Here is a 26,430-nt window from a genome sequence, read left to right as displayed (position 1 = left end):
TTCATGATTAAAAATATTCTTCTATTATGCGGTGGTGGTTCTTCAGAGCATGAGATTTCATTGCTGTCTGCTAATTTTGTTGAACAACAATTAAACCTTATTGAGAACATCAGCGTAACGCGCGTAGAAATCAAAAACGAAGGTTGGATGACTAACCAAGGCGAACTGGTTTATTTAGATCTTAATACCAAACGCTTATGTTCTGACACTACTAATCAGGCAATCGACTTCATCGTACCATGCATCCACGGTTTTCCTGGAGAAACCGGAGATATTCAGTCACTGTTTGAAATTGCCGGTATTCCTTATCTAGGTTGTGGACCTGAAGCTAGCAGCAACAGCTTCAACAAAATCACATCGAAGCTTTGGTACGATGCTTTAGGAATCCCGAACACGCCATATTTATTCTTAACCAAAAATGATGAACAGGCACATATCAAAGCACAGCAAGCTTTTGATAAATGGGGCAAAGTGTTTGTAAAAGCTGCCAGACAAGGCTCATCCGTAGGGTGTTACAGCGTCACTCAAAAAGAAGCGATTTCCGATGCAGTTAATGCAGCCTTTGGGTACTCAGAACAAGTTTTGGTAGAAAAGTCCGTTAGACCTAGAGAGCTAGAAGTGGCTGCTTATGAAATGAATGGTCAACTGCATATCACCAAACCAGGCGAAATCATTGCACCTGATGGAGCATTTTACTCATATGATGAGAAATACAGCAGCACTAGCCATTCACTAACAGAAGTAGAAGCAAAAAACCTTTCGCAAGAGCAAATCGACACGATTAAACAAGAGTCAGAGACTGTGTTTAAACAGATGAATCTTCGTCATCTGTCTCGTATCGACTTCTTCCTGACTGAAGATGGGGAAATCTACTTAAACGAAGTCAATACGTTCCCAGGCATGACGCCAATATCAATGTTTCCGAAAATGCTTCAAAATAATGGCCATAAATTCCACGAGTTTCTTGAAGACTGTATCAATAGCACAATGTAATTAACGTCACTTAGAAATACACTGTATTAAGACGTACAACAAAAGAAATGACAATATGACATTAGTATATTCAACGGAAACAGGTCGAATCAAACCGGAAGAAGAGAAAACCTCTCGTCCTAAAGGTGACGGCATCGTGCGCATTCAACGCCAAACAAAAGGCCGCAAAGGCAAAGGCGTTTGTATTGTCACGGGTTTAGATCTCGATGATGCGCCACTTAAGTTACTTGCCGCAGAACTCAAGAAAGTTTGTGGCTGTGGTGGTTCAGTTAAAGACGGCAACATTGAAATTCAAGGTGACGCTCGAGATAAAATTAAAGCGCACCTGGAAAAGAAAGGCATGACCGTAAAGCTCGCTGGCGGATAAGCAATTAGAATGAACAAAAGCGTCGATACCGACGCTTTTTCTTTCTGCATCTACGGTAAGTGTCACAGACAGCACACGTTAAGTTTGGTGCTTTTGGAAAGCTAATTGAAGATTGAGCAATCGCAGATTGATAGATCGATATTAGCTATTTTATGGTAAATAGCCGTTATGTTTAATCAAGCCCCCAACGCCATACAGTTTGGATGAGCACAAATTTAAATTTAAAATCTGAGAGGGATAGGAGACTTAACTGAACAAGTTTTCACGTAGCGTAACATTATATTTAACATAATATACATAATGCGAACTTAAGGTACGAGCTATTTTAAAATGTCCTCTTATACTTTTGGAAATACATTCTTTTGAGGACATCAACCGAATGCTGATTGCTATGAGTGAACGTGATATTCAGCGATTTAAAGTGCTTAATGATCTACTTGGCCTTCTGAAATGACACAACAACAGTAAGAGACGAATTGCTTTCAATCATTAAGCTAAACTTTATTGAGCTTGCTACTCATCATGAAGGTATACAACTAATAAGTCAGCTTCTACAGCATTGGCAACTTTGGGTACAGAGGAGAAAAATCGGCTCAGTAGATTGTGGTGATGGCCACACACGACCAAATCTATTTCGTCCTTTTTAACTATTCCTTGCAACTTAATGTGGAGATCTCCGATCACTACAGCAATGTCAGCGACTGGATAACCGCATTCGTCTGCAAGAGTTTGTAGATTTTCATGTAACTTTTGTTCTTCTCTTGCCTCGAAGATTACTCTGTCAACATCGACGTATACGAAGGAAAGCTTACTGTTTGATTCTTTTGCCTGGCTAATTGCTTTATCTATAACGGTTTTGCTAGATTGAGATAAATCGACAGCGACTAGTATATGCTTGTAGCTCATAATTTTCCCCCGATTTGTAGTCATATACGTACCCTAAGTCTAGTTCACTTAGACCAAGCCGTTATATACGAAACCCTACAATTACCAATTATCTGAGCAGTATCTCAGAAGCCTGTATCTTTCACAGCGACGCAGTTTTACTACGTAACTTTTCGCTACCAATCAAATCTCTATGACTTCACTCATAAGATCAGGTGCAAGTGCTCACTGTTTCTAATCCTACTGGTCTTACGACGAATATACTTTAACTCTAGGTTATTACGGTGTAGCATTTCTCAAGATGCAGAATAATCCACTACCACAAATCAACCTTGGCATTCAGCATGTAATTAAATTACAAAATGCTTTTTGGTTAAAATCAACAACAGAACATTAGCCTACATTAAGTTACTGTTATTTATGGTTTATTATTTATTTCGCTCGGATTTAAAGATTAAAATTATAACTGGATAGAAAGCTGGAATAGACTGAAGTAGGCAAACTTTAATTCGAACGCAACTAGTGATCGTTACTGTTTTGAACTTACATCTTAAAAAGTATGTGACATTGTCACTCGTGTGTATTTGGAAGGTTTATGAAGGTGGATTGAATAATCAAATTGTTGTGGCATTAAAAAAGCAGGGTCTGTGCCCTGCTTCTTTGATTAATTCTGTTTCTGTTTTTCGGCGTATTTGGCTCGAATCTGTCCAGCAACAATTTTTATGGCTTCTGCGGTACTTGTGCCTTTCGCCATTAATTCTTGAATCTGCTCTACAGCTTGCTGCTGTTCTTCGTGCGATAGAGGGGGTAAATCGTCAAACATAAAAAAGCTCCTCATAATGAGGAGCAGACTATAACGATTCGTTTAATGGCTCGCAAGGAAATTCATCTTAGCCAGCAAGCTGTTTTCGATGGTTGATATCGCAACACTGTCTCCGGTATATCTTTAGCTATTCATCTTGAGAAAGGTCGTAAGTACGGCTAATAGTCTGAGATTGCTCAACGATAATGTCTCCCTGCCAACGACGACTATTTATACTAACGGCTAGAACATATCTGTCGTTAGGAACACCTGCAAGTTCTAGCGAGTCTGGATAATTTGATTCATAAGTCTTATTCCACATTTGCTCATACTGTCCATCAACGTAATCAAAAAGCCCGACTTCAAGTTGAGGTAATGGACAATGCGGGTTTCTTAATGCGCTCTTTTCAACTTTCCAGTTCTCTTTTGAGGTCCAGCGCACGTATTGGCTTGAATTACTATCACCAAGAATTACCCACGTTCGGTATTCCTGTTTATCCTTGGCGACAACGGATAAATGATACAAACCAGATTCCAGGTTTCCTGTGAGATTGTAACGCTTTAAAAAACTACGCTCATTGGCAATTTCGGTATCTTCTGGCATTTCTTCGATTCCAAAAGAACTATCAGCTGAGATCGAAGTATCGACCCAACGATTAAAAGTAATCTGCTCAATGTCTTTAGTAGCTCTGAGTTTAATAACCAGTCTAAAAGTATCTCTTCCTGGACTTTGAATAGTTTGGCGAATAACGTTCACCCCACTGATCCAGTCAGGTAAAGTGACGCCTGTAAGAGACTTGCCACAGTCTTTCGTCAGAGACTGACTGAACAAATCATTCAAGTGAGTGGTCAATTCTCTACTTGGCTCAGTTTGCCAAAGTTCCACTAACGTGTTGAACATTGAGGCAAGGTCATCTTCAAGAAGGTGCTGATGTGCCTGTGTTAAAGGGGTATTAGTTTGAAACCAATCCATTGCCTGGACTGGTTTCACTAACACTAATGACAAAACTACCGGGAGTAGTATTTTCATTATTCTTTATGCTTTCATTTTGTAGCCGACGCCACGGAGTGTCTCTATTTCCAACCCAGGAAGCTTCTGACGGAGTTGGAGTACATGAGTGTCTACGGTACGAGTTGTCGGGAAATGATTGTAACCCCATACATGGTCAAGCAATTCATCTCGGGTGAATACTCGACCTAGGTTTGATGCTAAGAACAGCAACAAATCGAACTCTGTACGCGTTAATGTAATCAACTCACCTTTAAAAACGACTTCACGGGTGGCACGATCAATCTCTAGATCTTTTGTGACTACTTTGTCAGCACCCCCCTGCTCTCCTGCATCTGGAGAACGCAGTTGAGCACGAATTCGAGCAAAGAGTTCGGCTTCCGCAAAAGGTTTCGTTAGATAATCATTTGCACCGGAGTCAAGTCCAGCCACCTTATCTTTTACAGTAACAAGTGCCGTTAACAAGATAACAGGCACGTCTTTGATCTTTTTCCATTCCGGGAGATATTGTACTGAGTCGCCATCAGGCAACTGGCGATCCAGTATGACTAAATCGGCTTTTTTCCATTGCGGTTCAACGTCGGCAATACGCTCCACATGTAAACACTCATATCCTGCTTGTTCCAGGCTTACTAACAGGCCGTCAGCCAAGTTTTTATCGTCCTCAACGAGAAGCAGTGTCTGTTTCACAAGGTATCTCCAATATAAAGGTTGTAGGTGGTCCAATAAGGGACATTTTTCCGCCCATGCGGCCTACCATAGATTCAACGATTGTCAGTCCAAGTCCTAGCCCGCTCTTACTTACGAACGGTTTTTTTAAATTAGTCCAGTCTTTTGCGGTCAAACCACCGGCATCACGGACTTGGAAAACGATTTTATCTTCACTGGTTTGAACATTAAGCTCAACCGGTGGAACACCATACTTAAGGGCGTTACGAAGCAGATTATCAATGCAGGTCCCAAGCCAATATACATTAACTTTAGCAGCAACATCTTCGTTTATGTTTAAAAGTACAGCGTTATCAAACTCTTCTTCAATCTTATATTCTAACCACTCCACAACCGACGGCACCCAGTCGGTTGCAAGCATTTGGTTATCAGATTGCAAATAATCTTTACTTGCCTCCGCTAACTGACGCAAACGTCGAGTATCTTCGCATAGTCTACGAAATTCATCATATACACTCTCTGGTAAGTGTTCGAATTCTCGACGAAAACCTTCAACCGTTAATGAAAGAGACGCAATTGGTGTTCTTAATTCGTGAGTAAGTATTTGTAATACCAACATACGGCTGCGTAGATCTTCACGTTTACTGTTCCATCGATATACTGCCCACCCAATCACAAGAAGAATGTTCGCTATGACCAAGATGATCATACTTATGCGTAGAATTTGTGAATGATCTTCTACATCCCAGCAAATATTACCGCGTTTAACAAAGCAACTCTTGTTTTCTGACGCTAAAGTATAAGACAGACCTGCCTTAGCGACATTTTCTTGCCATATCTCTTTCTCGAACAAGAAATAACGGTCACCGCGACGAAGCCAAAACTCGTTTCCTTCGATGAACATATTCGCACCAGAAATTAACGCATTGATGGCGTCGTCGTTCATGTTTTGCAAGCTTGCAAGTAATTCATCACCCTCTTCGTTGTCACGCTCTTTAATGTGCATGTACTGAGCCAACTTGGCTTTGAATTCTGGGTATTTATCTACATAGCGTGCGGCATAAGTACCACCACCAGGGTGAATTAATCCACTACGAGAAAACCAACGTGGTGTAAGAGCTGTACCTTTACAGATAGCTCGTGTGAATACAAGTGGTTCAGTGATCAAAGGGCTAAGTGGAAGCTTACCTCGACAAGTTTTATCTAAACTATAAAGCTGTTGTATGTCTTTTAGCGGGTAGTCTGCCGTTTGCGGAAGAAGTGAATCAGGCGCAAGTAACTTTGTAGGATAATTTGATTGCAGAATACGAATATCATACGACTTCAGAGCTGTTTCATAGTTAAACAGCTCAGTGAACGTATCTATTCTTTCTGGTAATGAATCGGCTGATGCATCTGCCGAAAAAATAGGCAGTACCAATGCAAAACCGAGCAAAATCTTGTTAATCAAACTGTTACCGTTACTTATTAGATTAAGGCAAACTATACAGCAAACCAGATTCAATTGACATCTGGTAACTTCAGGATTTGCATTACTATTACATTGATGCGAAATAAAAAAGGGCCAGCAATTGCTGACCCTATATCATTTTAAAACAGTAAATTGTTACAATGCTTTAAAAATGTTCTCCACGCTTTCTTTCGCGTCACCAAATAACATCGATGTATTTTCTTTAAAGAACAACGGGTTTTGAACGCCAGCATAGCCAGTATTCATTGAACGCTTGAATACAACCACGTTTTTCGCATTCCATACTTCCAGTACAGGCATACCTGCGATTGGGCTGTTTGGATCTTCGAGCGCGGCTGGGTTTACTGTATCGTTCGCACCAATGACAAGCACTGTGTCAGTCTCAGGGAAGTCATCATTGATCTCGTCCATTTCTAGAACGATATCATATGGAACTTTCGCTTCTGCTAACAACACGTTCATGTGGCCTGGTAGACGTCCAGCAACTGGGTGAATACCAAAGCGTACTTCGATACCTTGTGAACGCAGTGCGTCAGTGATTTCATGTACCGGATATTGTGCTTGCGCTACAGCCATGCCGTATCCTGGAGTGATAATCACTGATTTTGAGTTCTTCAACATTTCAGCAACTTCTTCAGCCGTAGTTTCACGGTGTTCACCCTGCTCTTCATCACCTGAAATGATGATCTCCTGACCAAAGCCGCCAGCGATAACACTGATGAAAGAGCGGTTCATTGCTTTACACATGATGTAAGACAGAATCGCACCTGACGAACCAACCAAAGCACCTGTTACGATAAGTAGATCGTTTGCCAGCATGAAACCTGCCGCCGCCGCCGCCCAACCAGAGTATGAGTTCAGCATCGAAACCACTACTGGCATGTCTGCACCACCGATTGACGCCACTAAGTGGTAACCAAACGCAAATGCAATCAAGGTCATTACGATCAAGGCGAACATGCTGCCGTCTGCTTTAACGAAATAAATCATTAGAAGCGCAGAAACAACAACCGCTGCCAGGTTCATTTTATGCTTATGAGGAAGGTTAAGCGGTGAAGAAGAAATTACACCACGTAACTTACCAAATGCAACAATAGAACCGGTAAAGGTTACAGCACCGATAAATACACCAAGGAATACTTCTACAAGGTGGATAACATGCTCAGCGTGAGTTGCAGCTTCAGGTGCGTCCAGGTAGCTGTTGTAACCTACTAAAACGGCAGCCAAACCTACAAAGCTGTGTAGAATCGCAACCAGTTCTGGCATCTCAGTCATTTCTACTTTCTTGGCGTAGAAAATACCGATCGCACCGCCGATTGCCATTGCAATAATGATCCAACCGAATCCTTGCGCATCTGGGCCAAAGATCGTTGCGATCAGCGCAATCGCCATACCAGCGATACCGTAGTAGTTACCGTTACGTGCAGACTCTTGCTTAGAAAGTCCCGCCAAACTCATGATGAAAAATAATGCAGCAACAATGTAAGCTGCTTGTACTAATCCTGCAGACATTGTGACCCCTTATTTATCTTTACGGAACATTTCAAGCATACGCTTGGTGACGGTGAAACCACCGAAGATGTTGATACTCGCGATCAACACAGCAATAAACGACAGGAAGGAAACAACACCATTCCCTTGCCCAATCTGAAGTAACGCACCAACGACAATAATGCCTGAGATGGCGTTAGTCACGGACATCAGCGGCGTATGCAGAGCATGAGTTACGTTCCAAACTACGTAGTAACCCACCACACACGCCAACACAAATACAGTAAAGTGAGATAAGAATGCAGCCGGAGCAACCGATGCAATCCATGCGAAAGCGCCAACAGCAACTACCAAACCAACCAGTTTTTTCGTTGGTGAAGTTGGTTCTTTGACTTTTGGTTCTCTCTTCGCAACAGGTTCTTGCTTCGTTTGAGGTTGAGCAGAAACTTGGATTGGTGGAGCAGGCCAAGTGATTTCACCTTCTTTAACGACAGTCACACCACGTAGAACTACGTCTTCAAAGTCGATATCAATGTTGCCGTCTTTCTCTTTACAAAGCAGTTTCAGAAGGTTTACAAGGTTTGTTGCGTATAGCTGAGAAGATTGCGTTGGTAAACGACCTACCATGTCAGTGTAGCCGACAATTTTAACGCCGTTATCTGTCATGAAAACCTGGTCTTTCACTGTGTATTCGCAGTTTCCGCCATTCGCCGCCGCCAGGTCAACAATCACGCTACCTGCTTTCATGCTGTCGACCATTTCTTTGGTGATAAGCTTCGGTGCAGGTTTTCCTGGGATCAATGCCGTTGTAATGATGATATCAACGTCTTTTGCTTGCTCAGCATACAGCTCAGCGGCTTTTTTGTTGAATGCATCAGACATTTCTTTCGCGTAGCCGTCGCCTGAACCTGAGTCTTCCTGGAAGTCTACTGTCAGGAACTCTGCTCCCATTGACTCCACTTGCTCTTTAACCTCAGGGCGAACGTCAAATGCACGAACAATCGCACCAAGACTACCTGCAGCACCGATAGCAGCCAGACCAGCAACCCCAGCACCAGCAACCAATACTTTTGCAGGTGGGACTTTTCCTGCTGCAGTAATTTGCCCAGTGAAGAAACGGCCAAACTCATGAGCAGCTTCAACGACCGCACGATAACCCGCAATGTTTGCCATAGAAGAAAGTGCATCCAATGCTTGAGCTCTAGAGATACGTGGTACCGAATCCATCGCCAGAACGTTAATATTCTTGCTTGAAAGCTGTCCCATTAGTTCTTCATTTTGAGCAGGCCAGATAAAGCTTATTAGCGTCGCACCGTCTTGTAGTAACGCAATCTCGTCGATGTTTTTTTCGTCATCTACGATTGGTGCGTTCACTTTTAGGATAAGACCAGATTTCCAAACTTCATCACTAGAAACGATTTTCGCTCCTGACGCTTCATAAGCGGCATCATCGAAACTCGCTAGCACCCCCGCTTGAGATTCGATAGCGACATCGAACCCCAATTTAATTAACTGCTCAACCGAACTTGGCGACGCAGCCACTCGCGATTCACCCGCGAGTATCTCTCTAGGTACACCGATTTGCAAAACGCATACTCCTTGTATACATATCAATTAATGAGCCCCAAAAAGAGCTTTGCTCTACTCTATTTCTTTTTTATTTCTATCTGTTTAAGACGCAAGACAATTGCAAATAAAACAACGATGTTTTGGGTTCACCCATTTGCACAGTAATACCTTGACAAACAGTCCTGCTATATTCATTTTGTATCTAACGCGTCACTCGACTTCAAGTGTTTTGTTATATAAATACAAAATTTCATTACATATAACACTAAGTAATCAATAATTCTCTCTATGACCATGGCAAATTCGGGAATTTAAAATAGCAACTCAGAGGTCTAACCAGGTTATTTCTAATTCTTTAATTAACAGTTGTTTAAGTCTTAAAAAAAGAAGAGCCATCAGCATATATACTAATGGCTCTGATAAAGATGATTCGTATCAAGTTACAGCGATTTGTTAATCGAAGATTCTGTCACCCATTTGATCAATAAACATTTGCGATTTTTTCAGCATCAATTCGTTGGCATCGTCTTGCATGCCTAGTAAATCTGAACGAATAAAGCGATGGCTTTTTATCTCACCATCCACATTTTTTTCTATTCGACCTGCAATTCGAAATTGTCCACCTTCAGCGATACTTTCCTGATAAATCAGAAAACCTTTGTACTCAACTGGATCTACAGTCTTTACTTCGACAGTTTTTTCACTGCCACCAAACAAACGCGAAAAGAATCCCACTGTGCCTCCTTGGATCAACTCGTTATGCCTAAGTGACGAGTTGATTAAAATTTAGGTTAAAAATTAGATGTTCATGCCAATTCCGATCTCTTGAACCATCATAGCGGGTGTATGAGAAAATTACAGGCACTTCATGACAACAAGTTATGCACCAGCCATGTTGGATCATCGACACTGAGTTTCCCAGTGCAACATCGGTTAAGCAATGGATTGCTAAATTGCTTTACGTATTTACAGCATCATAAGCAAAAGTTGCTAATGACCAATTTCCTTATTCCAATGTCGTTCAGAACTGTACTTCATAGATGACGTCCCATGCCTGATTGTATACAATTATTGAAGTCGAAGCGGCCAACAAGCTATGAGTAGCGCACAGGGAATGTCCGTCAAGATCAACAATGAGGAATCAGCCTTAACACTTAATTAACCACATACGTGTACTTATTGTTGAAAATTGTTAAGATACTGAAACCATATAATCTACAATGTTAATATCAACATGGTGCGTATTGTAACCTATTTATGTAATCAACTATTTTTGCAGGCAATTTTTTGAAATGTCCTCATCATTAATCTCATCGTCAGGTTTTAAATTTGCATTCCCGATAGCGCTATTGGGATTGGTCATTTCTGGCATGAATAATATCATTCAGATGACCCAGTCAAATTGGGGAATCGCTGCAAATTTACCTTACGTATTGTTAGGTTGTGCACTCCTGCTCTGTTACTCGTTCAAACAAGGGCGGGAGTCGATGATATGCGTCGCTATGCTGCTAGCTTATTTTATTATTCAACAGCGACTACAAGTCCCGCTTCAAAGTGGTACAGCATTGATTGAGTTGACGATGCTGGCAACACTCCTGCCTATTTCGTTTCTTGCCGTATTCCTCTTCAGTAAAGATGGAGCTAACTCAAAAGCAATGTTTGCTTACATTTTTATGCTGATAATATTTTTACTCTGGTCTTACATCACCCTTAGGTTTCACATTAAAGGGCGATTTGAGGATTGGACAAATGGCATATTGTTTATTGTCCCTAGCATTTCAAAACTGCCTTTTATTCTTGTCCTGTATTGTATAGGCATTGTCTGCAGTCTTGGTATCCTGGTGCTCAGGACTAACAAAACCATCCATGCGATGACCTACTCCGCTATGGCGCTCTCCTCAGCAACTTTCATTTTTTTCGATGTACAATACATATCGAGTACCATGTTTTCTCTGGCAGGGTTACTTATGCTTGTTTACTCCGCTACCGCCAGCCATCAACTCGCGTTCACAGACAGCTTGACACTGATTCCAAGCCGAAGAGCACTCGACTTAGATCTTAAGCATATGGATGGGAAATTCACGATTGCGATGTTAGATGTCGACCATTTCAAAAAGTTTAATGATACATATGGGCATGATACCGGGGACAATGTCCTCAAATTAGTCGCGACTCTGTTAAAGAAAACACGAGGAGGAGCCAGGGTTTACCGCTTTGGTGGTGAAGAGTTCACGCTCGTGTTTAAAGGTAGATATGCAGAAGAGTGCCTTAAGCAGCTAGAAGAAGTACACAAATCAATAGCAAATTATAATGTCATCCTACGTGACGTGTCTTCTCGTCCAGATGACAATAAACAAGGGGAAATGAAGCGTGGAGATGGCCCGGTAAAAAGAAAATCGGTGTCAGTAACGGTCAGTCTTGGGGTAGCAGACAGTCGAATTGATCTGGAACCAGAAGAGGTTCTCGCACTGGCGGACGAAGCACTGTATAAAGCGAAAAATGCCGGACGCAATTGCATAAAACTCAATAAATAACAGTCGGATCAGGTCCTAATAAGTCCAGGTAAAGTGACAGTGCAACGTCTATAGGTTTTCATTCATATCATTGATTCAATTCATATTAATCAGAGTGTACCTGTCCCGCCCCGAAGATTTAGAAATATAAAGTGCTCTATCTACTGTTGCATACAACTCAACAATACTCTCCTTTCCTGTTGGTTCAAAAACGAACACCCCTTGTGACATTGTCACCTTATCGGAGACATTTGAATATTCATGTGGATAATCGAGTAAAGACATCGCCACTTGAATTCGCTCAGCTTCTTTTACCGCCGTCGTGCCGTTGGTGCTAGTAAGCAGGACTACAAACTCTTCACCACCATAACGCCCGACATACTCACCAGATCGACAAAATGTCGCTTTAAGCTGATTTGCGATAGCTTGCAAGCAACGGTCGCCTTCTATATGACCGTAGTTATCATTAAATGGTTTGAAAAAGTCAACATCCAGCAGAATCATAGCCATTACCAGGTGACGTCTTCCGTGCCATGCCACCATGGATTCGAGTTTGTGATCAATATATCTACGGTTATAAAGCTTAGTTAAACCATCTTCATTTGCCTGTTGGGTGAGCAATTGATTCGCTTTTTCTAGCTGTGCTGTTGCTTGCTTTAGCTCTCGTCTCATATGAGCGATGCGCTGCATTGCAATAAGCTTGGAATTGAGTACCAATTTATCAACGGGTTTTGTTAAATAATCATCTCCCCCCGCCTCTATTGCTCTGGCGATGATTTCAGGTTCTTCATGGCTACTTAGAAAAATGATAGGAATCCAGTCTGGGAAGGTTTCTCTGATAGTTAACGAAATTTCAAAGCCGTTCATTTCCGGCATAGAGATATCAAGTAATACTAACTCGGGATCAAAGCTTTCATAGATACTTAAAGCCTCCGCACCGCTACCCGCAGTTTTTACGATATGGCCAAGTTGTTTTAGACGGATAGCAAGCTGCATTCTGTCCAGTTGAACATCATCAACCAGGAGAATTCGCATTGAGGTTCCGTTTGGCAGCATATCGTGTCTCACTTTTTATTTATTGCTTCAATAACCATATATCATATTCATTAACATGGTGCATTGAACTAATAATTAAGTGCTATATTTTTGTTTAACCATCGCGGAATCAAATAACAGTAATGGTAGATATTTGAATCATTTGGTATTACTATTCCCGCCTTTTTGTAACGAGAGACACAGCATGTCAGAAGCAACTAACACCGAAAGCAAAAAAATCGATCTAGAAACCATTTCTCCAGAACTGCGTAAAGTCATCGAATTCGACGAAGTTCCAGAGCAAATGTTCGAAATGGTTACCTCTATCCATGAAGTGTCTGAAGAAGCGGTTCGCTCCTCTTGGGATGAGATGCCAGCTAGCGCTCAAAACATTCTGGATAACTTTGAACAATTCCATGCTTTAGTAACGGTTGGTCAGGCATTCGCCGGCATTAATGTGATGGAAGAATTCCCGACTCTTAAACTGCCAGAAAACATGACAGATGAAGATAAAGAAGAGTACCGTGCACAACTGCTTGATAGTGTTTTACACAACTGTGTAAAAGATATGGTTAAGCAACTGAAGAAAGCGCGCCGCGACCCTCTTCTAAAGCGTGAATTCAAAGAAGTATTCGCGAAATAACACTGAGTTTTAATAACGAAACGGCCGCAATTTTAGCGGCCTTTTTTAACTCTGAAACTTAGAAATTGTAATAAACATCAGTGCTCTGAGTGAGGAGCAAATGCGACGTCACGCTGTGTAACACTGACCCCTTTTACTTGTGCATATACCTTGTCACCAACTTTAAGGTTGAGATCGTCCAATGCCCACGGCGTGATTTTTGCCCATAAGTGACAATTCTCATCTAACTGCAATGACACCGTGATGCTCTGCTTACTCTCGCCGACATTATATTCTTCTATAGAATAGACAATAGCAGGCAGTACATTTCTGATCGAAGTGGCTATCGGGCGTTCCAACGCTATAGACACATCATTTGCACGCACCTGAAGCCTAATCGCTGTATTCGGTTCAGCGTCGATTTTTTGCACCCAGAGGGAAGCATTGGGTCCAAGTTTGACTGAAGTAAGCGCATATTGTTGATGATGATTCTCGATTTTACCTTCAAATAAGCTACTGTGTTCCGAGAACGACTGCCACGGTCTCATGATCTGTGACGCCCAGACATCTTCAAGCTTCCCACAGGTCATGACCTGACCATGTTCAATAATCGCTAAGTTCTGAGCAAGCCTGATGATCTCTTGCAGGCTATGCGTTACATACACGATAGGAATGTTAACCTTATCTGAAAGTTCTTCAAGAAAGGGCATCACTTCCCTTTTTCTGGGCATGTCGAGTGATGCTAACGGTTCATCCATTAACAATAAGTTCGGCTTAGACAAAAGCGCTCGAGCTATCGCAACGCGTTGTTTCTCTCCACCAGAAAGTGAAACCGGGAAACGCTTCAGTAACGGCTTTATGGAAAGAAGATCGGTGACAGAGTCAAAGTAAGCGTCGTCTTTCTCTTGAACTCCATACTGCAAATTTCCCTGCACGGTGTAATGTGGAAACAAACGAGAGTCCTGAAAAACGTAACCAATTTTTCGTTTGTGGGTTGGGAGATTTATTCCCAACTCACTATCAAACAGAACATGTTTACCTACTTGTACCTTTCCCTGCTCAGGAGTAACCAATCCACTGATTACATTGATTAACGTTGTCTTTCCTGCGCCTGAGCGACCAAATAAAGCACTTATACCGTTACGCGGTAACTCCAACCTAATATCAAAGTCAGTCTCGCCAAGAGATTGCTTAAATTGAACTTTAATACTCATCTCTTAGCCCCTAATCGACGAGAGGCCCTACGATTCAGCCATTCGGACAACATCAATGTTGATAACGCCAGTGCAATTGAAATGATACAAAGGCGAGCCGCTTCCATCTCTGCTCCGGGCGTTTCAATAAAGTTGTACATTGCGAGAGGTATGGTTTGCGTTTCGCCGGGTATGTTCGCAACAAAGCTAATCGTTGCACCAAACTCCCCTAAACTGCGCGCAAACGACAGCATTGTACCAGTAATAATACCGGGAATTGTGAGAGGTAACGTTATGGTGAGAAAGACTTTTAACGGTGAGGCGCCAAGTGTCGAAGCAGCATGTTCAAGTTTCGGATCCACATTGTCCAAACTGAGTCGAACAGAGCGAACCATAAGAGGTAGTGCGACGACAATACAAGCGACGACCGCACCTTTCCAGTTAAAGCTAAATACCAACCCAAAATACTCATACAACCAGCTTCCCAAGAAACCTTGACGTCCCAAGCTCACCAGCAACAAATAGCCAATCACAACCGGTGGTAACACCAGCGGCAAATGGATCAAACTATCGAGGATCGTCTTACCAAAGAACGATTTCCGAGAAAGTAACCAAGCGAGCAAAACCCCTAACGGAATAAGCCAAAGCACGGCATAAAAGCCGACTTTCAAGCTTAACATTAAGGCTTGGTATTCCAGTTCTGTCACTCTGTCTCCTTACTACTGAAAAACCGTACTACTTCTGACAACCCGCATTACTTCTGAAAACCATAGTGTGTAAAGACCGCTTTAGCTTGATCCGATTTCAAGTACTGGAAGAATTGCTTAGAGTTTGTCGAATCACTGACCATTGCGGCTGGATAAACGATAGCGGTATGTGTATCACTAGAAAATTCTCCGACGACTTTTACTTTATCTGTCAGTGTTGCATCGGTTTTATAGACCACACCTAACGGAGCTTCCCCACGTTCAACTAAAGCCAAAGCAAGACGGACGTTTTTCGCAGGTGCAATTTTATCTTGAATACCATCCCATACGCCCAGTGAAGTCAGTGATTCTTTAGCGTACATTCCAACAGGCACAGAAGCCGGATTGCCCAGAGCAAGACGACCACCATTCAACGCGGCATCCCAGGCTTTTCCACTTGAGAAATCGAAAGTGACGGCACTCGAAGATGTCGGAGCTATCAGAGCTAAACTATTACGTACCAACTCAGTGACATTGTCACCTTTTATGACTCCTTCATTCACCAAATAGTCCATCCATTTAGTATTTGCTGATATATAAATATCCGCAGGGGCACCGTTCAGGATTTGACGAGCAATTGATGATGAGGCTCCGTAAACAGGCGTGACATTCACATTGTATTTCTCTTTAAAATCTTGAGCGATATCATCAATGGCATTCGTCATGGAAGACGCGGCATATACTTTTAGATCATCTGCTGCGTTTACTGTAAATGAAATACTTAATAGTGCTGTAAGGCAAACATGTTTCTTCCATACATTCATTGCGTTACTCCTTTTCTAGGCAAGCTGAAGATTAATTAAAATATGGGGTAGATAAAGCAATTAGCGGAACAGAAAGTCGAGATTCATATGCTGTTCTATCGCATCGGCTATGCGGTTAATTCCACGCTCTTTAAGTTCTTCGAAGTTCTGTTGTTTCACTTGTGATCCATTGACCCACTCAGTGATAAGGTTCAGGACTTCTATTTCATCAAAGAATCCGTGCAAATAGGTACCCATGATTTGGCCACATTCACTGATCGCACCATCATAACCACCCAGGCTAATTTGCAGTGGCTGCTCTCCTGATACTTCGCTTCTTCCAACATGAATTTCGTAGCCCTTTGCTTTGGCACATTTGCCATTGATAGTCACGACTGCTTCAGTTTTGGTGAGCTGCTTACTACCCGTAAGAACGGTATGAACATTGAGTAAACCAAGTCCTTCACTCACTCCGGATTCACTTTCAACACCATCCGGGTCATCAATGGTTTTGCCTAACATCTGATAGCCACCACAAATGCCAATCACTTTCCCACCCAGACGAATATGGCGCAGTATGTCTTTATCCCATCCCTGACTTCTCAGATACTCTAAATCGTCACGTACAGACTTTGTTCCAGGCAGAATAACCAAATCCGCTTTATCAATTTTTTCACCTTTTCCAACGTAGCGTAAATTGATATCAGGGTTCAGGCGTAATACGTCGAAATCGGTATGATTGCTGATGCGAGTGAATACTGGTACGACAACATTCAACTTTACGTCGGAACTTAGTTCTTGTTGCTCGGTAATCGCATCCTCCGCTTCAAGATTAAATCCGTGTAAGTAAGGTAATACGCCCAACACAGGCTTACCCGTTTTTTCCTCTAACCAATCAAGACCTGATTGCAACAAGCGGATATCCCCGCGAAAGCGATTAATAACAAAACCTTTCACTCGTGCCCGTTCAGATTCAGACAGTAGCGCTAACGTGCCATACAGGTGGGCGAAAACACCGCCTCGGTCTATGTCCGCGATAATGATCACTGGAACATCCGCTGCTTCGGCGAAACCCATGTTGGCTATGTCTCCCTCTCTTAGATTGATTTCTGCGGGACTACCTGCTCCCTCAATCATGATCGAGTCAAACTCTTGTGTCAGACGCGAAAAGGAGTCAAGGACGGTGTCCATTGCCACTTTCTTATAATCATGAAACCCTGCGGCGTCCATATCAGACAGGGCTTTACCTTGAAGAATAATTTGTGCGCCCGTATCACTATTCGGTTTTATTAGAACAGGGTTCATGTGCACACTGGACTCAATATTACAAGCTTGTGCCTGTACTTCTTGCGCCCGGCCAATCTCGCCTCCATCTTTCGTGACTGCGCTATTGAGTGCCATGTTTTGCGGTTTAAACGGGGCGACTTTGACCCCTCTTCTCGCTAATACTCGGCATAATCCTGCCACAAGTACACTTTTACCGGCATCCGAGGTGGTGCCTTGAACCATTAAAGAAGGAATAGCTGATTTCATGAATATTCGTAAGAGACAAAATAGATGAGCAATCATAACGTTATCGTTACTGGTTACTCAAGCAAATGAACTGAATATCAAAGTGAATAGTGATTATTCAGCAGATTTTTTGATCTCGAGATAACGATAGGAAGGATTTTCATCGGCTGGTTTAAATTGAAAAAAAATGGCCTCCGTTGTGGAAGCCATTTGTTTCTTAGTTTGGACGAACGTTACTTCTTGCTTGGTTTATCCTGCACGTATTTTTTCGACACGTCCACAACCGCGATATCTCTGAAAAAGCTGCGGCCTAACAGCATAGGAAACGTCATATGTCCACGCTCGGCTAGAGTAAACTCCGTCTTCTCTTTGTAATCTCCAACCTGAATGTAAGCCATTACAACCGCACGTTTATTTACATCATCAGAGGAAGACTGTTTCACCTTCGCCCATCGCTCTACAGGGACTTTAAACTCTTTACTCGCCTTGTCACCAAGATCGACTTTAAACTGCACCCAGTCTTTCCCATCACGTTCAAATGGAACAATATCAATGGCACTGATTGAAGAAGTTGTCGCGCCAGTATCTACGCGTGCTTTAAACGTTTCATCGATACCCGGAACATAAACCCACTCTTCTGAACCAAGAATAAGCATACCATCAGGTGTTTTTTGTACCTTAATAACGGGCTTCTCTGGCTTTGGTTCTGGTTTCTTTTCTGGTTCCGGTTCTAGCTTAGGCGGCTGCACTTCCGGTACAGGCTCAGGTACAACCTCAGGTGTTATTTCTGGTTCAACCTTTACAGGTTCTTCTACTTTTGGCGTCTCTGGCTCAACAGGTTGCGTTGTCGTTTGAGTTGACGTACAAGCAATTAAACTACCGCTCATCATAAGCGGTAGAATCAGTTTCCAGTTTTTCATCCACACTCCGAATTAAAGTTGAGAGACTTTCTTGATCGCGTCAGCTACGTAAGGAATATGAGTTTCAGTTAGGCCCGCGATATTAATTCGGCCATCACCTACACCATAAATGCCATAGTCTTCACGCAGTTGCGTCATTTGGCTTTGAGTAAAGCCTAGCACAGTAAACATGCCTTTGTGACTCTCAATGAAGTTAAATTGATCTGTATTATGCTTGTTTCTCAATTCGTAACACAAACTATGACGTAGATTGACCAATCGCTGCTGCATTTCGCTAAGTTCTTGCTTCCAAACCGTTCTCAGGTTGGAATCCTGAAGAATCGTTTTTACCAGCGCAGCACCGTGATCAGGTGGCATCGTGTAAGTAGAACGCGCTAACGTTAACAATTTACCTTTGGCATTAGTGACGTCTTGAGTATTTTTTCCGACGACAATCGCAGCTCCGGTGCGTTCGCGATACAAACCAAAATTCTTCGAGCACGAAGTCGTGATTAACATCTCTTCAACGTTATCAGCCATAAATCGAAGACCTTTCGCGTCTTCTTCTAAGCCGTCTCCGAAACCTTGATAAGCAATATCAACAAACGGGGTGAAACCATTCTTCTGTGAAAGCTCTGTAATCGCTTGCCAGGCAGCAAAATCGATATCTGCGCCCGTTGGGTTGTGGCAACAACCGTGTAGTAATACAACATCAGAGGGACCTGCTTTTGACAGATCATCGATCATTTTAGCGGTGTCGACTTGTTTGGTTTCTGGTGAGAAGTACTGATAAAACCTCACCTTGAGGCCTGCTGCTTCCATCACGGGTTTGTGGTTTACATAACTTGGATTAGAGATCCAAACCGTAGTATCTGGCTGCGCAACTTTCATTAAGTCACCCAACATACGTAAGGCACCACTTGCTCCTGGTGTTTGAATGGCAGCAACACGTTCCATTGCAGACGTTCCGGTTAACAAAAGATCAACCATGCTTTGGTTAAACTCTTCACAGCCAGCAAGCCCAACATAAGCTTTGGTTTTTTGAGTTTGAACAACAACATCTTGCGCCAACTGAATCGCTTTCATGATCGGCGTTTCACCTGCGCTGTTTTTGTAGACGCCAATACCAAGGTCAACCTTGTTTGGACGTTCATCGTTACGGTATGCAACGGATAGAGATAAAATAGGATCTAGTACGGGAGTCGGTAGATTAGAGAACATGAAAGTCACAACCCTTTGAAATTCGAGTATGGGCTTCAAGTTAACATTTTCATTTAAATTGGCGAAACAATTTTTAACTGATTACGTCAATTCGGTGACAAAAATCTTTATGGAATGAATATCTGTGCATCTTATTGGTTATAAATAGTACAAATTACTGCTCTGTATCTACTTCAAGGCGCCCATTTCGTCGGAACTCTCGGGGCGTCATTCCCGACCAGGATCGAAAGCGCGTACTAAAGTTAGCACTGGTTGGATAACCTACAATTTCACCAATTTGTTGAATCGGCCACTCGCTAGAGCGTAGCAATCGTGCGGCATATTCCATTCTCATACGCGTTAAATGTGCCATCGGACTTCGTCCAAATTGCTGCTGGGTGACTCGATAGAAATGCGCTTCTGAACAAGGATATAGTGCCGCTAATTGCTCTACATTCCACTCTTTGTGTAGTTGTCTCTGGACAAGATCAAATACGCGGCGCAACTTCAATAGATTACGGGAAGCAGATTCGGACTGTGGCATGTTTAGAATCAATTCCAGTTGAGAGACGCTGTGAGCGCCTACCTTACAACCATAGTCAATCGGTAAATTGATACTCCTTAGAAGCGTTTGAATACACGCATACATGACTTCTGGTGCAGGTGTGAGTTGGTAACTAATTTCATCACCTACCATTGACCAGTCTGTATGTTGTGAAAGAAAAACCCATGCGATTTGCCACGTTTCGTCTTCCATACCAAATCCATTTTCAACGCCCGCAGGAACGATAACCAGAGAGCCTGGTTCTAGTTCATAGCGGCATTCTTTGCTTTCTAGCCAACCTTTTCCACGCACGGTATAGAGCAGCATGTGTTTTTTTTGGTTTTTCCTGTACACCGAAAAGAAATCACGGCAGGTTGCGATACCGCATTGAACGATTCCCCGTTCTTCTAACGCCAAAACACGTGTGTGGTCGATCATTTCCTGATACGTTTTTTCGGAAATGGAGTAACACTCTTGTTTTTCTTCCATATTTCGATGTCTCACACTGTATTTATTGCGTCTTAGCAACATCAGATTTAACGGCTCAAACGAATTGAGAGTTTTGCAAAAGATTTGGATGCCTTTGAAAAATACAATGCGAAATCATGGGGATAAACTACTCGCATTATTCTTAATGGAGAATTGCGATGCTCTTAACAAGTGAGTACATCAACAAAGCATTTTGGAAGCGGCTTATTTCAATCGCCCTCCCTGTTTCGCTTCAATCTACGCTGTTTGCTTTGCTCGGCGTTGTCGATATTTTTATGGTGAGTCAATTAGGTGAATCCGCAACTGCAGCCGTCGGTGTTGGCAACCGTATCTTTTTCTTCAACCTTGCAGTGATCCTAGGACTTAGTGGTGCGGTAACGGTGTTGTCTTCCCAGTACTATGGGTCGGGTAACATTGGCGGAATACGCAGGACGCTGGCTCAGTCTTGGTTTTTTTCAATCATTGTAACAGTCCCGTTTATCATCATTTATCTGATTTTTGATCATGAAATCGTCTCATTCATGTCCGAGAATCCTGAGTACGTTGCCTATGCCCGCGACTACCTAGTGGTTACCGGAATAAGCCTGATTTGTACGGCTATTGTTGTGCCTATAGAGTCGGTACTTCGTTCAGTTGGTGAAGCAAAACTGGCAACAAATGTCAGCATTTTTGCCATCATAATTAATATTATTTTTAACTCAGTCTTAATATTTGGTTTATGGGGATTTCCACAATGGGGGGTACTTGGTGCCGCCGTAGGAACGTTCATCTCCCGCTTTATGCAAACTGCGGTATTGGTCTATTTCTTTTGCAAACGATACGCTCACTTCCTGCCAACAAAGTTCGATTGGGCTCAAGGTGCGCTTAAGCCGTATCGCAAGAAGTATTTAACAATATCACTGCCAATGCTCATCCATGATTCACTATGGACTGGCGGATTAATCGTCTACAGCATCTTATATGGTCAACTTGGGGTGTCGGAGCTGGCGATTATCTCATTCCTTTCACCTATCGAAGGGGTATTTATATCAACCTTTATGGGTTTTGCTGTCGCTGCATCTGTTCTACTGGGCAATGACATCGGTTCAAAACAGTACGACAGAGTTGAAAAAACCGCGTGGTGGTATGTTTTAACCAGTTCTGCGTTAGCGATAACCTTGTCCCTGCTGGTTTGGGTTTGTTCCCCTTTAATATACAAATTATTGGAACTCACTCCTCTTTCCAATACAGAAATGGCACTCAACGTTTGTCTTGTCATGGCGCTTGGTATGATACTACGCGTGTTTAATATGGTTGGTATTGGTGGCGTTCTTAAAAGCGGAGCAGACATAAGATACAGCATTTTCATCGACACCTTTGGGCAATGGGCAATAGGTATACCACTTACCTACTACACAGGTATGGTATTAGGCTTGCCATTGCATTACGTACTGATGGCTTTGCTTGTTGAAGAATTTGTGAAAGGTTTACTCACCACTCAACGTATTCAGTCCAAACGATGGATAAACAATATGGTTGACGATGACCTAACCGTGACAGCGTAACTATAAGTGACCTGGACAATAATGAACTCACACCAAAAGGGCACATTCGAGATGTACGATTGTGCCCTTTTCATTTTACGGTTAGTTGAGCATTCAACTTAAAAATGGTGAATGATCTGGTTAGAACTGCCGCGCCATTCCAAATTGAGATCTTTTTTGTCTTGCTCAAACTTTCCATCGATCAACACATCGATGTATTCAGTGATTTCTCTTTGCGCCGGAGTCAGTTCACCTAGCGTGTACCCTGTCCAAACCCAAATATCTTTGCCCGGACACTCTTCTCTTACACGTTTAACCAGCTTGAGAATATTTGGCACGTTTGCTGGGTGGAGTGGATCACCTCCTGACAGAGATAAACCTCTACGTTTGATTCGCGGGTCGTTAAGATCGGCAATGATCTTATCTTCCGCCTCTTGCGTGAAGAACACACCAGAATCCAAACGTTGCGTCGATTGATTGTAACAACCTCGGCATTGATGCACACAACCGGAAACAAACAGCGTGCAGCGGGTACCAGGCCCGTTTACAACGTCAATTGGATAGTATTGGTGATAATTCATCGTCGCGTCTCATTGCGTTTGTGACAAAAGAAAATCAACCCGAAACAGGTTGATTTTCAATGTGCAGTTTCGAGTGTTGATTAAAGGTGTTTCACTCGGCGTTTAACTTCTTCTTGTTTACCGAAGTTAAACGGACGTGCATCCGGACTGCCTAAGTAACCACAAACGCGGCGCGTCACTGATACTTTTGTAGAATCGTGATTGCCGCAACTTGGGCAGGTAAATCCCTTACTGGTACATTCAAATTCACCGTTGTAGCCACACTCGTAACACTCATCGATTGGCGTATTGGTACCGTAGTAAGGTACTCGGGAATAACTGTAATCCCATACGTTTTCCAACGCCTCAACGTTTCGCTGCATGTTCGGGAATTCCCCGTAGCAGATAAAACCACCGCTCGAGATTTCTGGGTACGGCATTTCAAAATCAATCTTATCGTACGGATTGACCTTCTTCTCTACATCTAAGTGGAAGCTGTTGGTGTAGTAACCTTTGTCTGTTACACCTTCGATAACACCAAACTCTTTGGTATCAATACGGCAGAAACGGCTACATAAGTTTTCACTTGGCGTTGCGTATAAGCTGAAGCCATAGCCCGTATCTTCAGTCCACTGATTTACCGCATCTTTCAAGTGTTTAATAACTTCAACGGCTTTTTCACGTAAAACAGCATCGTCATACACATGTACTTCTGTGCCAAACAGTGCATTTATTGTTTCATGCAGACCAATGTAGCCAAGTGAAATGGATGCACGGCCATTCTTAAATATTTCAGCAATAGGATCATCCGCTTTCAGACGCACACCACAGGCACCTTCCATGTACAGAATAGGAGCAACACGTGCTTTCACATTTTCCAAACGCGAGATTCGTGTTTCTAACGCTCTGCGGGCCAGACGTAAGCGGTCATCTAGTAGCTCATAGAATTTCTGCTCGCTACCTTTTGCACGAATAGCGATACGTGGCAGGTTCAAGCTGACTACACCAAGGTTATTACGGCCTTCATGAACAAGCTCACCATCTTCTTCATATGTTCCCAAGAAGCTTCGGCATCCCATTGGCGTTTTGAATGAACCGGTTACTTCTACTACTTTGTCGTAGTTGAGAATATCTGGATACATACGCTTAGACGCACACTCGAGTGCCAGTTGTTTGATGTCGTAGTTTGGATCTTCAGATTTATGGTTCAGGCCGTCTTTAATACCGAATACCAGTTTCGGGAATACCGCCGTTTTACGGTTTTTTCCAAGCCCGGCAATACGGTTCTTCAGAATCGATTTCTGAATCAGGCGTGACGCCCAACTTGTCCCTAAGCCAAAACCAAAAGTCACAAATGGCGTTTGACCGTTTGCAGTGTGTAGCGTATTTACTTCGTACTCCAGCGATTGGAACGCGTCGTAACACTCTTTCTCTGTGCGCGCTTTTGCAAACTCTTCTGGCTCAGAGATGTCCCACTCTTTCGCGATTTTTAAATGCTTCTCGTAACTTGTCATTACGTAAGGCGCTAACACTTCGTCAATGCGATTGATCGTTGTGCCACCGTAAATATGGCTTGCAACCTGCGCGATGATTTGGGCCGTAACTGCCGTTGCTGTAGAAATCGATTTTGGCGTATCAATTTCAGCATTACCCATTTTAAAACCGTGTGTCAGCATGCCTTTTAGATCAATCAGCATACAGTTAAACATCGGGAAGAATGGTGCGTAGTCTAAGTCGTGGTAGTGAATGTCGCCAACTTCATGTGCTTGTACAACATCGCGCGGAAGAATGTGAGTTTTCGCGTAGTGTTTCGCTACGATACCAGCAAGCAAATCACGCTGAGTTGGGATAACTTTTCCGTCTTTGTTCGCATTTTCATTAATAAGGTCAAGATTGCTTTCTTCTATCAGACCTTCAATTTCACGTGTTAGAAAACTTTGTTTCTCACGGGCAATATCGCGATCATGGCGGTACTCAATGTAAGAACGAGCGAGAGATTTGTAAGGACCTTGCATGAGTTCATTCTCAACCAGATCCTGAATTTCATGAATATGAACTTCATCGTAATCTTTTAGCTGTAATTCGACAGCAAGAGCAACATTTAGAGCATAAATGGCGACATCTTTATTTTTATGTTCCGCGGCGGCTTCTACTGCTGCCTGGATACGATCTCTGTTGAACGGAGCTCTTGAGCCGTCACGCTTGATTACGATTGGTTTCACTTTCTTCTCCTTCCCCCAGCATACTCACAGAGTTATCCACAAACACACTATATGGGGTTATTTTTTATTCTTTAGACACAATATATTGTGGCGTATTTAACGAAAAGCACCAGTCTAAAACATTGATTTTGATCAACAAAAATGGGGTGAAGGATAAGAAGAAATCGATCTTATTGCTGAGGCACTTAATTGAAAAGTAATCGATGAAAATTTCAAAACTTGGACGTAATCCACTTGCTTTTTTTAGAGGACTTGTAGAATAAAGGTTGAAACGGTAACCATGAAAACACTGGAGTGAAATCAGCCGATATGCGATCACTTTTTGCAACAACCTTGTTAGTATTTTGTTCCTCATCATTTGCTCAAAACTCAATCAACTTAACCAGTTGGAATATTGAATGGCTAGCCATCAACGGCGGAAAAGTATCCAGAACAGAGAAAGATTTTGAGAAACTCAGTCATTATGTGGATAACTTCCAACCCGATGTATTGGCATTCCAAGAAGTAGATAGTGAAGCCGCAATTAAGAAAGTCGTTGGAAGCGACTATCGCATTTATTTCTCCGATAGAGCTGAGCGGAAAAATAAACACCTGCAGTTTTCAGACACAAACCAGTACACAGGCTTCGCAGTTCGTAAAGGACTGAATGTGTCTGACCCATCAGACTTTTCTATTACGCAAGGTAATAGCAAGTTGCGTTTCGCGAGCTATATTGTGTTAAACCCCGATGAGAAAAGTGAAACTCACCTACTTTCAGTCCACCTAAAAGCAGGATGCAGCGGAGCATTTCAGAACAATAGTGAATGTAAGATTCTCAAACAACAAGGCCAAACATTGGCAGAATGGATACAAACGCGTGAAAAGAACCATCAGCAATATGCGGTGTTAGGCGACTTTAACCATAATTTGGCTTATCAGGGAGATTGGCTTTGGTCGACAATGACATCAAACACCAACGCCAAACTTGTTACTAAAAGCACCAAAGCAGACTGTAAGGTTCGTTCTAATCGCAACCCAAACCAAACTCACCAGTTCCGCTCTATTATCGACCATATCATTGTGAGCGACCAATTAGATATTAAGCCAGCCAAGCAAAGCGTATTTAAATCGCAAGACGTTTTGGATTACCAATTAAGTGATCACTGTCCAGTGAGTGCGATGATAAGGCTTCCTAATAATTGACATACACTAATTTCACCCACATGAGTCATTCCAGCGAGCCCTCGCGAGACTAGGAATCTAAGATCAGCGTGCTAAAAAATATTAGAAATCGTTTTAGTAAAAACATGCTCGGAAAGTAGATCCTGAATCTCGCTCCTTCGTCGCTGTTCAGGAAGACGGGTTGATTAGAATATGCCGCTCGCGGTTAATCG

At 42.6% G+C, this 26,430-nt stretch carries 24 protein-coding genes; 6 read left to right on the top strand and 18 right to left on the bottom strand.

Translation table 11 applies throughout. From position 1 onward, the window contains the following. Positions 1-3 precede the first annotated feature (3 nt). Together ACWYU8_RS05385 and yciH are read left to right on the top strand one after the other, a co-directional pair. Complete coding sequence (locus tag ACWYU8_RS05385) at positions 4-993, top strand: D-alanine--D-alanine ligase (RefSeq protein WP_457517793.1); 990 nt, start codon at positions 4-6, stop codon at positions 991-993. Positions 994-1,048: 55 nt separating this feature from the next. Further along, positions 1,049-1,360, top strand: a complete 312-nt coding sequence (gene yciH / locus ACWYU8_RS05380) for a stress response translation initiation inhibitor YciH (protein WP_012842285.1) — start codon at positions 1,049-1,051, stop codon at positions 1,358-1,360. 513 nt (positions 1,361-1,873) lie between these two features. On the opposite strand, the gene ACWYU8_RS05375 is transcribed toward yciH, so the two are convergent. The 8 genes from ACWYU8_RS05375 to ACWYU8_RS05340 all read right to left on the bottom strand — a co-directional run bounded on the left by ACWYU8_RS05375 (position 1,874) and on the right by ACWYU8_RS05340 (position 9,991). Further along, the gene (locus tag ACWYU8_RS05375; protein ID WP_457517790.1) at positions 1,874-2,266 is read right to left on the bottom strand and encodes a universal stress protein; all 393 of its coding nucleotides are present in this window, start codon (positions 2,264-2,266) and stop codon (positions 1,874-1,876) included. 643 nt (positions 2,267-2,909) lie between these two features. Beyond that, a complete protein-coding gene (locus ACWYU8_RS05370) occupies positions 2,910-3,068 on the bottom strand; it encodes a YoaH family protein (protein ID WP_457517788.1) in 159 nt (52 codons plus the stop codon). A gap of 127 nt (positions 3,069-3,195) precedes the next feature. Then, positions 3,196-4,077 (bottom strand): DUF2861 family protein, encoded by an 882-nt coding sequence (locus tag ACWYU8_RS05365; RefSeq protein ID WP_457517786.1) that lies wholly within the window; start codon positions 4,075-4,077, stop codon positions 3,196-3,198. 6 nt (positions 4,078-4,083) lie between these two features. Continuing rightward, positions 4,084-4,746, bottom strand: a complete 663-nt coding sequence (gene vxrB / locus ACWYU8_RS05360; protein ID WP_457517784.1) for a response regulator transcription factor VxrB — start codon at positions 4,744-4,746, stop codon at positions 4,084-4,086. Beyond that, positions 4,721-6,175 carry a sensor histidine kinase VxrA gene (vxrA, locus tag ACWYU8_RS05355; RefSeq protein WP_457517782.1) on the bottom strand — a complete coding sequence of 485 codons (1,455 nt, stop codon included), beginning with the start codon at positions 6,173-6,175 and terminating at the stop codon, positions 4,721-4,723. The genes vxrB and vxrA overlap by 26 nt, the downstream gene beginning before the upstream one ends. 156 nt (positions 6,176-6,331) lie before the next feature. Continuing rightward, on the bottom strand, positions 6,332-7,708 hold the full coding sequence (gene pntB, locus ACWYU8_RS05350) for a Re/Si-specific NAD(P)(+) transhydrogenase subunit beta (RefSeq protein WP_457517780.1): 1,377 nt from the start codon (positions 7,706-7,708) through the stop codon (positions 6,332-6,334). A 9-nt stretch (positions 7,709-7,717) separates the two neighbouring features. Further along, positions 7,718-9,274 (bottom strand): Re/Si-specific NAD(P)(+) transhydrogenase subunit alpha, encoded by a 1,557-nt coding sequence (locus ACWYU8_RS05345; protein WP_457517778.1) that lies wholly within the window; start codon positions 9,272-9,274, stop codon positions 7,718-7,720. A 435-nt stretch (positions 9,275-9,709) separates the two neighbouring features. Continuing rightward, on the bottom strand, positions 9,710-9,991 hold the full coding sequence (locus ACWYU8_RS05340) for an HlyU domain-containing protein (protein WP_457517776.1): 282 nt from the start codon (positions 9,989-9,991) through the stop codon (positions 9,710-9,712). 557 nt (positions 9,992-10,548) lie between these two features. Between ACWYU8_RS05340 and ACWYU8_RS05335 the strand changes: the two genes are divergently transcribed. Beyond that, positions 10,549-11,790: a GGDEF domain-containing protein gene (locus ACWYU8_RS05335; protein ID WP_457517775.1), complete on the top strand. Its 1,242-nt coding sequence runs from the start codon at positions 10,549-10,551 to the stop codon at positions 11,788-11,790. Between the two features lie 75 nt (positions 11,791-11,865). Here ACWYU8_RS05335 and ACWYU8_RS05330 read toward each other — a convergent pair whose 3' ends face one another. Further along, positions 11,866-12,825, bottom strand: a complete 960-nt coding sequence (locus ACWYU8_RS05330) for a diguanylate cyclase (RefSeq protein ID WP_457517773.1) — start codon at positions 12,823-12,825, stop codon at positions 11,866-11,868. Positions 12,826-13,009: 184 nt separating this feature from the next. On the opposite strand from ACWYU8_RS05330, the gene ACWYU8_RS05325 reads away from it, so the two are divergent. Continuing rightward, positions 13,010-13,447, top strand: coding sequence for a DUF3069 domain-containing protein (locus ACWYU8_RS05325; protein WP_457517772.1), 438 nt, complete (start codon positions 13,010-13,012; stop codon positions 13,445-13,447). Positions 13,448-13,524: 77 nt separating this feature from the next. Here the strand turns inward: ACWYU8_RS05325 and modC are convergent, their stop codons facing one another. From modC to ACWYU8_RS05290, 7 genes are all read right to left on the bottom strand, one after another. Further along, positions 13,525-14,640, bottom strand: coding sequence for a molybdenum ABC transporter ATP-binding protein ModC (gene modC / locus ACWYU8_RS05320; RefSeq protein ID WP_457517771.1), 1,116 nt, complete (start codon positions 14,638-14,640; stop codon positions 13,525-13,527). After that, positions 14,637-15,326 (bottom strand): molybdate ABC transporter permease subunit, encoded by a 690-nt coding sequence (gene modB / locus ACWYU8_RS05315; protein ID WP_457517769.1) that lies wholly within the window; start codon positions 15,324-15,326, stop codon positions 14,637-14,639. The genes modC and modB overlap by 4 nt, the downstream gene beginning before the upstream one ends. A gap of 47 nt (positions 15,327-15,373) precedes the next feature. Further along, positions 15,374-16,129 (bottom strand): molybdate ABC transporter substrate-binding protein, encoded by a 756-nt coding sequence (gene modA / locus ACWYU8_RS05310; protein WP_457517767.1) that lies wholly within the window; start codon positions 16,127-16,129, stop codon positions 15,374-15,376. Between the two features lie 60 nt (positions 16,130-16,189). Then, on the bottom strand, positions 16,190-17,641 hold the full coding sequence (locus tag ACWYU8_RS05305) for a cobyric acid synthase (RefSeq protein WP_457517765.1): 1,452 nt from the start codon (positions 17,639-17,641) through the stop codon (positions 16,190-16,192). Positions 17,642-17,853: 212 nt separating this feature from the next. Next, positions 17,854-18,540 (bottom strand): ATP-dependent zinc protease family protein, encoded by a 687-nt coding sequence (locus ACWYU8_RS05300; RefSeq protein WP_457517763.1) that lies wholly within the window; start codon positions 18,538-18,540, stop codon positions 17,854-17,856. A 12-nt stretch (positions 18,541-18,552) separates the two neighbouring features. Further along, positions 18,553-19,740 carry an amino acid aminotransferase gene (locus ACWYU8_RS05295; RefSeq protein ID WP_457517761.1) on the bottom strand — a complete coding sequence of 396 codons (1,188 nt, stop codon included), beginning with the start codon at positions 19,738-19,740 and terminating at the stop codon, positions 18,553-18,555. 154 nt (positions 19,741-19,894) lie between these two features. Next, the gene (locus tag ACWYU8_RS05290; RefSeq protein WP_457517759.1) at positions 19,895-20,752 is read right to left on the bottom strand and encodes an AraC family transcriptional regulator; all 858 of its coding nucleotides are present in this window, start codon (positions 20,750-20,752) and stop codon (positions 19,895-19,897) included. Positions 20,753-20,910: 158 nt separating this feature from the next. On the opposite strand from ACWYU8_RS05290, the gene ACWYU8_RS05285 reads away from it, so the two are divergent. Continuing rightward, positions 20,911-22,296, top strand: a complete 1,386-nt coding sequence (locus ACWYU8_RS05285) for an MATE family efflux transporter (RefSeq protein ID WP_457517757.1) — start codon at positions 20,911-20,913, stop codon at positions 22,294-22,296. 98 nt (positions 22,297-22,394) lie between these two features. Here ACWYU8_RS05285 and nrdG read toward each other — a convergent pair whose 3' ends face one another. Both nrdG and nrdD read right to left on the bottom strand, forming a co-directional pair. Next, on the bottom strand, positions 22,395-22,856 hold the full coding sequence (nrdG, locus tag ACWYU8_RS05280) for an anaerobic ribonucleoside-triphosphate reductase-activating protein (RefSeq protein ID WP_457517755.1): 462 nt from the start codon (positions 22,854-22,856) through the stop codon (positions 22,395-22,397). 80 nt (positions 22,857-22,936) lie between these two features. Continuing rightward, positions 22,937-25,057, bottom strand: a complete 2,121-nt coding sequence (gene nrdD / locus ACWYU8_RS05275; protein WP_457517754.1) for an anaerobic ribonucleoside-triphosphate reductase — start codon at positions 25,055-25,057, stop codon at positions 22,937-22,939. A gap of 309 nt (positions 25,058-25,366) precedes the next feature. On the opposite strand from nrdD, the gene ACWYU8_RS05270 reads away from it, so the two are divergent. After that, positions 25,367-26,239 (top strand): endonuclease/exonuclease/phosphatase family protein, encoded by an 873-nt coding sequence (locus ACWYU8_RS05270; RefSeq protein ID WP_457517752.1) that lies wholly within the window; start codon positions 25,367-25,369, stop codon positions 26,237-26,239. The last annotated feature ends 191 nt before the right edge of the window (positions 26,240-26,430 follow it).

This window comes from Vibrio limimangrovi (assembly GCF_054064025.1).
The sequence above is the reverse complement of the archived record's forward strand: the minus strand, read 5'-3'. Positions and strand labels throughout refer to the sequence as shown.

Bases quoted from the DNA above. Each gene is read 5' to 3' on its own strand.
- ACWYU8_RS05385 (WP_457517793.1), top strand. From the start codon at position 4: ATGATTAAAAATATTCTTCTATTATGCGGTGGTGGTTCTTCAGAGCAT.
- yciH (WP_012842285.1), top strand. From the start codon at position 1,049: ATGACATTAGTATATTCAACGGAAACAGGTCGAATCAAACCGGAAGAA.
- ACWYU8_RS05375 (WP_457517790.1), bottom strand. From the start codon at position 2,266: ATGAGCTACAAGCATATACTAGTCGCTGTCGATTTATCTCAATCTAGC.
- ACWYU8_RS05370 (WP_457517788.1), bottom strand. From the start codon at position 3,068: ATGTTTGACGATTTACCCCCTCTATCGCACGAAGAACAGCAGCAAGCT.
- ACWYU8_RS05365 (WP_457517786.1), bottom strand. From the start codon at position 4,077: ATGAAAATACTACTCCCGGTAGTTTTGTCATTAGTGTTAGTGAAACCA.
- pntB (WP_457517780.1), bottom strand. From the start codon at position 7,708: ATGTCTGCAGGATTAGTACAAGCAGCTTACATTGTTGCTGCATTATTT.
- ACWYU8_RS05335 (WP_457517775.1), top strand. From the start codon at position 10,549: ATGTCCTCATCATTAATCTCATCGTCAGGTTTTAAATTTGCATTCCCG.
- ACWYU8_RS05330 (WP_457517773.1), bottom strand. From the start codon at position 12,825: ATGCTGCCAAACGGAACCTCAATGCGAATTCTCCTGGTTGATGATGTT.
- ACWYU8_RS05325 (WP_457517772.1), top strand. From the start codon at position 13,010: ATGTCAGAAGCAACTAACACCGAAAGCAAAAAAATCGATCTAGAAACC.
- modC (WP_457517771.1), bottom strand. From the start codon at position 14,640: ATGAGTATTAAAGTTCAATTTAAGCAATCTCTTGGCGAGACTGACTTT.
- modA (WP_457517767.1), bottom strand. From the start codon at position 16,129: ATGAATGTATGGAAGAAACATGTTTGCCTTACAGCACTATTAAGTATT.
- ACWYU8_RS05305 (WP_457517765.1), bottom strand. From the start codon at position 17,641: ATGAAATCAGCTATTCCTTCTTTAATGGTTCAAGGCACCACCTCGGAT.
- ACWYU8_RS05300 (WP_457517763.1), bottom strand. From the start codon at position 18,540: ATGAAAAACTGGAAACTGATTCTACCGCTTATGATGAGCGGTAGTTTA.
- ACWYU8_RS05295 (WP_457517761.1), bottom strand. From the start codon at position 19,740: ATGTTCTCTAATCTACCGACTCCCGTACTAGATCCTATTTTATCTCTA.
- ACWYU8_RS05290 (WP_457517759.1), bottom strand. From the start codon at position 20,752: ATGGAAGAAAAACAAGAGTGTTACTCCATTTCCGAAAAAACGTATCAG.
- ACWYU8_RS05285 (WP_457517757.1), top strand. From the start codon at position 20,911: ATGCTCTTAACAAGTGAGTACATCAACAAAGCATTTTGGAAGCGGCTT.
- nrdG (WP_457517755.1), bottom strand. From the start codon at position 22,856: ATGAATTATCACCAATACTATCCAATTGACGTTGTAAACGGGCCTGGT.
- ACWYU8_RS05270 (WP_457517752.1), top strand. From the start codon at position 25,367: ATGCGATCACTTTTTGCAACAACCTTGTTAGTATTTTGTTCCTCATCA.